We start from the raw sequence: 1,805 nt of genomic DNA on the forward strand, positions 1-1,805 counted from the left end.
ATAGAAAACATCATATCTTTCTAACGAACATTTAAACTATATTATTTAAATTTATTCATATTATTAATTCCTCTAGAGCATTTAGAATCTTCTTAATAATGTTTTCTATCTAAATACCTGAAAGGAAACTTAACCTATTTTTAAAATCATTGTATAATATCTCCTGAATAGAAGTTAGATGGATCCCCCCTGGGAATCTCGTAGAGATAATACCCGTAAAAAAGCGTATCAATCCATCAGTGAGAGTTCTATGGTTTAGCTGGTTGGGTTTCCCGCAGGGACTAATCCTCGGAAATTACCCGTGTCACAAACGAGGTTGTAGAATCACTGGTAGAGTGGATATTCTATTCTATCTCTAAATAATTCAAGGTAAGGAGATATTGATTATGTCAAAATATTTTTATAGTCCTGTTGTTGGTATTGATGTATCAGCAGAATTTTCAATAGTAGCAATATTAGCACCTAACGGTGATGTATATAAGAAGTCTTTTAAAGTTGTACACGATGCGGATGGCTTTAGCCACTTAGTGAGTGAAATAGAAAAAGTGGAAAAAGAGTTTAACATGAAAACTGGCATTTTCATGGAGTCCACTGGCGTGTACCACTTATCTCTTTTCCACTTTCTAAAAAACTATAATTTAGAGGCGTACGTTATCAACCCTCTAGTTACTAATTGTAACAAAAATAGTGACATTAGAAAAGTGAAAAATGATAAGAAAGATGCTGTTTCTATTGCTAAAATAGGTAAATTTCAGAATGTAAAAGCCTATAGCTTTCTAGATATCAACATTTTCTCATTAAAGTGTCTGTGCCGAGACTACTACAAGTATGTTGATACAAGGTCAACATATAAGAAAAAATTATCTGCTGATCTTCGATTACTTTTTCCTGGGTATCAATCTGTTTTTGCTGATACTACTGGAGCAACTTCTATTACTATTCTTAAAAAATATACAACTCCAGAGAAAATTGTAAATTCTCCTAAAGAAGAAGTTATATCAAATTTGAGGACAACCTCTAAAAAGAATTTAACTTGGTGCAATAACACTTATGAAAAATTACTTAAAACCGCTCAAAATGCTGTGCAAATCGGCATACCGTCCACAAGCTTTGAAAGAAAAATTTTAAGTACTATTTCGATCATTGAAAACTTTGACCAAGAAATAAATCTACTCCTTAATGATATAAAAGCAGAAGTTTCTAGTGAAAAACTATCTTCTTATTTTAAAAGAAATGTGGATTTACTACTTTCTATACCAGGAATAGGATTTTTAACAGCTGTCACTCTACTAACTGAAATCGGAGACTTCCAAGGGTTTTTAAAGCCCAAGCACCTAGTTGCTTTCTTTGGCATAGATTCATCTGTTAACGAATCTGGGAAGTTTAAAAGCGATAAGAACAAAATATCCAAGCGTGGTACTCGAATCGGTCGTAGAGCCTTATATGCTGTCGCATTAGCATCTATAAGAACAAGTAAAAATGGCAAAGCAATCAATCCAATCTTACTAGAATACTATAAAACTAACCTATCTGGTAAGAAGAAAAAGGTTGCACTCGTTGCAGTTATGCACAAGCTTCTAAACTATATATTTGCAGTCTTGCGTAATCAAAAGGAATATGAACAGCGATTACCTAAAGTTCATCAAAAGATGTACTTAGAAAATTCGTGTAACGCCGCAGCCTAACCGGCATAAAACTGTTACCAGTTTTTGTATTGTTCGTATATCGGACAGTACTTTTTGTGATGCCCTTTTTTAAACTAAGAAATCTTTTAAAAAAACTATTGACTATTACTAGCTGGTCTT

1 protein-coding gene is annotated in these 1,805 nt (G+C 33.0%); it reads left to right on the forward strand.

Translation table 11 applies throughout. The annotated features are described in order from the left end of the window. Nucleotides 1–386: 386 nt before the first annotated feature. Nucleotides 387–1,685: an IS110 family RNA-guided transposase gene (locus J2Z44_RS21330; RefSeq protein ID WP_209650058.1), complete on the forward strand. Its 1,299-nt coding sequence runs from the start codon at nt 387–389 to the stop codon at nt 1,683–1,685. Nucleotides 1,686–1,805 lie beyond the last annotated feature (120 nt).

The sequence above is a fragment of the Clostridium punense genome, assembly GCF_017874425.1.
GTDB classification, from domain to species: Bacteria; Bacillota; Clostridia; order Clostridiales; family Clostridiaceae; genus Clostridium_J; species Clostridium_J punense.